The sequence below is a fragment of the Agromyces humi genome, assembly GCF_009720255.1.
GTDB lineage: Bacteria > Actinomycetota > Actinomycetes > Actinomycetales > Microbacteriaceae > Agromyces > Agromyces humi.
Window position 1 is genome coordinate 1 of the sequence record NZ_WJSP02000227.1, and the last position, 5,999, is coordinate 5,999.

6 protein-coding genes are annotated in these 5,999 nt (G+C 73.1%); 5 read left to right on the forward strand and 1 reads right to left on the reverse strand.

Features of this window, described 5'->3' with window-relative positions; genetic code table 11:
- From GH736_RS15500 to GH736_RS15510, 3 genes are all read left to right on the forward strand, one after another.
- The coding region (locus GH736_RS15500) for an alpha/beta hydrolase (protein ID WP_159604931.1) at positions 1 to 458 on the forward strand (458 nt) is incomplete at its 5' end.
- Positions 455 to 2,491, forward strand: a complete 2,037-nt coding sequence (locus GH736_RS15505) for a bifunctional aldolase/short-chain dehydrogenase (RefSeq protein WP_159604933.1) — start codon at positions 455 to 457, stop codon at positions 2,489 to 2,491. The genes GH736_RS15500 and GH736_RS15505, both read left to right, overlap by 4 nt.
- A complete protein-coding gene (locus GH736_RS15510) occupies positions 2,488 to 3,960 on the forward strand; it encodes a rhamnulokinase (RefSeq protein WP_159604935.1) in 1,473 nt (490 codons plus the stop codon). Before GH736_RS15505 ends, GH736_RS15510 begins: the two co-directional genes overlap by 4 nt.
- A 73-nt stretch (positions 3,961 to 4,033) precedes the next feature.
- Here GH736_RS15510 and GH736_RS15515 read toward each other — a convergent pair whose 3' ends face one another.
- A complete protein-coding gene (locus GH736_RS15515) occupies positions 4,034 to 4,564 on the reverse strand; it encodes a hypothetical protein (RefSeq protein ID WP_159604937.1) in 531 nt (176 codons plus the stop codon).
- Positions 4,565 to 4,608: 44 nt separating this feature from the next.
- Between GH736_RS15515 and GH736_RS15520 the strand changes: the two genes are divergently transcribed.
- Positions 4,609 to 5,559: a 2-hydroxyacid dehydrogenase gene (locus tag GH736_RS15520; RefSeq protein ID WP_159604939.1), complete on the forward strand. Its 951-nt coding sequence runs from the start codon at positions 4,609 to 4,611 to the stop codon at positions 5,557 to 5,559.
- A gap of 59 nt (positions 5,560 to 5,618) precedes the next feature.
- Positions 5,619 to 5,999, forward strand: a 381-nt coding sequence (locus tag GH736_RS15525; protein ID WP_159604941.1) for a serine hydrolase domain-containing protein, incomplete at its 3' end; no start/stop codon positions are given.

The window sequence follows — 5,999 nt, forward strand, 5'->3', positions numbered from 1 at the left end:
GCGTGTTCCTCGCCTACCCCACGCTGCTCGACGTGCAGCCGGCACCGGATGCCGCGCTGCGGGCGCTGCTCGACGCGAACCCCGACGCCGACCGCTTCGGACCCGCGGCGGTGCGCGAGATGTACGAGCAGTACCTCGGCGGACCGACGCACGACGCCCCGCTCGCCGCCGTTCCCGGCCGGGCCGCGGCATCCGACCTCGCGGGCTTCCCGGCCGTGATCATGGTCAACGGCGAGGCCGACGAGCTGCGCGTCTCGGGCGAGGCGTTCGCCGCGACCCTCCGGCGCGCCGGCGCGACCGTCGACGTCGTGACCGAGCCGGGCACCGAGCACGGCCACCTGAACCGACCAGACGAGCCCGCGGCATCCGTCTCGATCGAGCGCGTCGTGCGCTGGATCGCCTGGCTCGCGGCGCACCACCAGACCACCCTCCGCATCACCGAAGGAATCACCCCATGACGAACCAGGCAGCTGCCGACCTCATCGCGCGGTCGAACCGCCTCGGCGCCGATCCGAAGAACACGAACTACGCCGGCGGCAACACGTCGGCGAAGGGCACCGAGACCGACCCGGTCACCGGTGAGCCCGTCGAGCTCATGTGGGTGAAGGGCTCGGGCGGCGACCTGGGCACGCTCACCGAGCAGGGCCTCGCGGTGCTGCGGCTCGACCGGCTGCGCGCGCTCGTCGACGTCTACCCCGGCGTCGACCGCGAGGACGAGATGGTCGCCGCGTTCGACTACACGCTGCACGGCAAGGGCGGCGCGGCCCCCTCGATCGACACGGCCATGCACGGCCTCGTCGACGCGGCGCACGTCGACCACCTGCACCCCGACTCGGGCATCGCGATCGCGACGGCCGCCGACGGCGAGGAGCTCACGCAGAGGATCTTCGGCGACAAGGTCGTGTGGGTGCCGTGGCGGCGCCCGGGCTTCCAGCTCGGCCTCGACATCGCCGAGATCAAGGCGCAGCATCCGCAGGCGATCGGCTGCATCCTCGGCGGCCACGGCATCACCGCCTGGGGCGACACCTCCGAGGAGTCCGAGCAGAACTCGCTCTGGATCATCGACACGGCCGCGGCGTACATCGCCGTGCACGGGAAGGCCGATCCGTTCGGCGCCGAGCTCGACGGCTACGAGCCGCTCGAGCCCGCCGAGCGTCGCGCGAAGGCCGCGGCGCTGGCCGCGACCATCCGCGGTCTCGCCTCCCACGACCGACCGATGGTGGGTCACTTCACGGACGCCCCCGAGGTGCTCGACTTCCTCGCTCGCGCCGAGCACCCGCGCCTCGCCGCGCTCGGCACGAGCTGCCCCGACCACTTCCTCCGCACCAAGGTGAAGCCGATGGTGCTCGACCTTCCGGCCGACGCCGACGTCGAGGCATCCGTCGCTCGCCTGAAGGAACTGCACGAGGCGTACCGCGCCGACTACCAGGCGTACTACGACGCGCACGCCACCCCCGAGAGCCCCGCGATCCGCGGCGCCGACCCGCTCATCGTGCTCATCCCGGGCGTCGGCATGTTCTCGTACGGCGCGAACAAGCAGACCGCCCGCGTGGCCGGCGAGTTCTACATCAACGCCATCAACGTGATGCGCGGGGCGGAGGCGCTCTCGACCTACTCCCCCATCTCCGACGCCGAGAAGTTCCGCATCGAGTACTGGGCGCTCGAGGAGGCGAAGCTCCAGCGCATGCCGAAGCCCAAGCAGCACGCCACTCGCATCGCGCTCGTGACCGGCGCGGCATCCGGCATCGGCAAGGCGATCGCCACCCGGCTCGCGGCCGAGGGCGCGTGCGTCGTCATCGCCGACCTCGACCTCGAGAAGGCGCAGGCGGCGGCGGCCGAGCTCGGAAACACGGATGTCGCGATCGGCGTGCAGGCGAACGTGACGGATACCGCAGCCGTGCAGCGCGCGATCGACGACGCAGTGCTCGCGTTCGGCGGCCTCGACCTCGTGGTGAACAACGCGGGCCTGTCGCTGTCGAAGCCGCTGCTCGAGACGACCGAGGCGGACTGGGACCTGCAGCACGACGTCATGGCGAAGGGCTCGTTCCTCGTGTCGAAGGCCGCCGCGCGCGTGCTCATCGACCAGGGCCTCGGCGGCGACATCATCTACATCTCCTCCAAGAACTCGGTGTTCGCCGGGCCGAACAACATCGCCTATTCGGCGACGAAGGCCGATCAGGCGCACCAGGTGCGGCTGCTCGCCGTGGAGCTCGGTGAGTACGGCATCAAGGTGAACGGCATCAACCCCGACGGCGTCGTGCGCGGCTCGGGGATCTTCGCGAGCGGCTGGGGTGCGAACCGCGCCAAGACGTACGGCATCGAGGAGGAGGACCTCGGCAAGTTCTACGCCCAGCGCACGATCCTCAAGCGCGAGGTGCTGCCCGACCACGTCGCGAACGCGGTGATCGTGCTCACCGGGCCCGAGCTCTCGCACACGACGGGCCTGCACATCCCGGTCGACGCGGGCGTCGCCGCCGCCTTCCTGCGATGAGCGGTTCGGGAGCCGGCGGCAGCGGGCGCGGGGCCGGGGCCGGCACGGTCGCGGCCGTCGACCTCGGCGCCACGAGCGGACGCGTGATCCTCGGCCGAGTCGACGGCCGCGCGGGCACCCTCGAGCTCGACCACGTCGCCCGCTTCCCGAACGGCCCCGTGCGCCTCGCGTCGGGCCTGCACTGGGACTTCACCGGGCTCTACCGCGACCTCAGCGCGGGACTCGCCGAGGCGTTCCGGCGCGACCCGGCGGTGGCGTCGGTGGGCGTCGACTCGTGGGCGGTCGACTACGGGTTGCTCCGCGGCGACCGCCTGCTCGGCGAGCCGTTCCACTACCGGGACGAGCGCAACGACCGCGGCGTCGAGGCCGTGCACCGCGTCGTGCCGTTCGAGGAGCTCTACCGCCGCAACGGCCTGCAGTTCCTCCCGTTCAACACGCTGTACCAGCTCGCGGTGGAACGCGACGCGGCGGGCGGATGGCTCGGCCTCGCCGAGTCCCTCCTGCTGGTGCCCGACCTCATCGGGTTCCAACTCACCGGCGCGCGGCTGTCGGAGCGCACCAATGCGTCGACCACGGGGCTGCTCGGCGTCGACACCGGCGAGTGGGACGACGAGCTCATCGAGCGGCTCGGGCTCCCGGCGTCCGTCTTCGCCCCGCTCGTGAGCCCCGGCGAGTCGTTCGGCGCCCTGCGCCCCGAGGTCGCGACCGAACTGGGCGCGCCCGCCGGCCTCGAGGTCGTGGCGGTCGGCTCCCACGACACCGCCTCGGCCGTCGTCGCCGTGCCGATGCGCGCCCAGTCGGCCGCCTACATCTCGTGCGGCACGTGGGGGCTCGTGGGCGTCGAGCTCGAGCACCCGGTGACGACGGATGCCGCGCGCGCGGCGAACTTCACGAACGAGGGCGGCGTCGACGGACGGGTCCGGTTCCTGCACAACGTCATGGGCCTGTGGCTGCTGAGCGAGTCGGTGCGGTGGTGGGAGCGGGACGGCGAGCGCATCGACCTGCCGGGGCTGCTCGCGGCCGCGGCATCCGTCACCGCGCCCGTCGCCGTGTTCGACGCCGACGACCCGCGGTTCCTCGCCCCCGGCGACCTGCCCGGGCGCATCGCCGAGTGGTGCGCCGAGCAGGGCGTCGCCGCGCCGCAGAGCCGCGCGGAGTTCGCCCGGTCGATCATCGAGAGCCTCGCCGAGGCGTTCGCCGGTGCGGTGCGCACGGCGTCGATCCTGTCGGGCGTCGACGTCGAGACGATCCACGTGGTGGGCGGTGGCGCGCTCAACGAGCTGCTGTGCCAGCGCACCGCCGACCGAGCGGGGCTCCCCGTGCTCGCGGGCCCTGTGGAGGCGACGGCCATCGGCAACGTCCTCGTGCAGGCGCGGGCACAGGGCTTCGCGAGCGGCGACCTCGACGCGCTTCGCGCCATCGTCGCCGCGGCGTTCCCGCCCAAGCGGTACGAGCCGGTCGCCCGCTGAGGCCGGGCGACGGCACGGAGTGGAGTCGGAGGCGGCAGTGGGGTCGGAGGCGGCAGTGGGGTCGGAGGCGGGCTCAGTGCGCGTGCGCGAGCTGCTGGAGGCCGATCACGGCAAGTCCCAGCCCCACGAGCATCGCCAGCGCGAGGAGCTGCTTCCACCACTCCAGGTGCGTGCGGCGCACCGCGAGGAAGCCGATCAGGGCAAGGGTCACGATGTAGACGATGCTCGCCGCGCGGAGCGCGCCCGCCAGTTCGAAGACGCCGAGCCAGGCCAACGCCAGGAGGATGAGCGGCACGCCGGCCGAGGCGAGCGCCTCGCCGGCGACCCGCGCCATCCGCCCCAACTCCGCCGGGTTGGGGAAGGCCGCGTGCACCGCGAGATGCGACACGATGTCGGCGACGAAGCCCGCGACGGTGATGCCCACGATGCCCACGAGCAGGGCGAGCGTCGCCTGCCGGGCCGTGAGGTGCTCGACGTTCCCCGCCTGCACGAGCACGATGGCGAGGCCGGTGAAGGTGGCGTAGACGCGTTCCTTCAGCGCCTCGGCGCGTTCCTCGACGGGCCGGCCGGCGAAACGATCGCGTCGTCTGCGGTCATGCTCCATGCGCGGGACGCTACCAGCCGCCGCAGCTCTGGAAGGATCGACGCATGACCGACACGCCCCGGCTCCTCGTGACCGTGCCCGGCGCCACCCTCCGTCGTGCGCTCGAGCAGACCCCGGGCGGGGTGCCCGACGGCGTCGAGGTGCTGGAATGGGACCTCGAGGGGCCGCCGCCCGTGGCATCCGGCCGCCGCATCGACCTCGTCGTGCCGCCGTACATGGGCGCGGCCGCGCGACTCGGCGCGCTCGCCGGGGTCGACGTCGGCCTCGTGCAGTCGCAGTCGATCGGCTACGACGACATCGCCGAGGCGCTGCCGCCAGGACACGTCTTCGCGAACGCGGCGACCGTGCACGAGACGTCCACGGCCGAACTCACCCTGGCGCTCGTGCTCGCCGCGCAGCGCGGGATCCCCGACTTCGTGCGCGCGGCGTCCGAGGGCCGCTGGGCGCCCGCCCGGCACGAGAGCCTCGCCGACCGGCGTGTGCTCCTCATCGGCTACGGCGGCGTCGGCCGCGCGATCGAGGAACGGCTCGCGCCCTTCGAGGTCGAGGTGACGCGGGTCGCCAGCCGCGCCCGCGACGACGAGCGGGGGCGCATCCACGGCATCGACGAGCTGCCGCAGCTGCTTCCCGACGCCGAGATCGTGATCGTCGGCGTGCCGCTCAGCGACGCCACGACCGGGCTCGTCGACGCCGCCTTCCTCGCGGCGCTGCCCGAGGGCGCCCTCGTGGTGAACATCGCCCGCGGCAAGGTCGCCGACACCGACGCGATCCTCGCCGAGGCCCGCACCGGCCGGCTGCGGTTCGCCCTCGACGTCACCGATCCCGAGCCGCTGCCGCAGGGGCATCCGCTCTTCGCCCTGTCCAACGTGCTCGTCTCCCCGCACGTCGGCGGCGCCTCGACCGCGATGATGTCCCGCATGGCCCGGCTGCTCAAACGCCAGATCGAGCGGATGCTGCGGGGAGCGGCCCCCGAGAACGTGGTGCTGCGCAGCTGACCCCAGGGCTGCACGCCCGCCACACCCGTTCCGCGACCCGCCCCACCGAGAGGACCCCCATGCCGAGCTTCGACCACGCCTTCGACTGGACCCGCCGCCACGTCGACGACGGCCCCATGCCCAACGCCGTGCTCGGCGTCGCCACCGCCGACGGCATCGTCGCCCTCGACGCGTTCGGCGGGGCGTCCGTCGACGACCACTACGCCCTGTTCTCCATCACCAAGCCGCTCGTCGGGCTTGCCGCGCTGCGGCTCGTCGAGGAGGGCAGGCTCACGCCCGACACCCCGCTCGCCACCGCGGTGCCAGAGTTCGGCGCCGGGCGCGACGACGTCGTGCGCCTTCGGCACCTCGTGAGCCACACGTCGGGCATCGTGGAGCCCGACCTGCAGACCCCCGCGGGCCTGCGACCGTCGCTGCTCGCACCGGGCCGCGACTTCGCC

Coding starts and splice junctions, on each gene's coding strand:
- GH736_RS15505 (WP_159604933.1), top strand. CDS start 455: ATGACGAACCAGGCAGCTGCCGACCTCATCGCGCGGTCGAACCGCCTC.
- GH736_RS15510 (WP_159604935.1), top strand. CDS start 2,488: ATGAGCGGTTCGGGAGCCGGCGGCAGCGGGCGCGGGGCCGGGGCCGGC.
- GH736_RS15515 (WP_159604937.1), bottom strand. CDS start 4,564: ATGGAGCATGACCGCAGACGACGCGATCGTTTCGCCGGCCGGCCCGTC.
- GH736_RS15520 (WP_159604939.1), top strand. CDS start 4,609: ATGACCGACACGCCCCGGCTCCTCGTGACCGTGCCCGGCGCCACCCTC.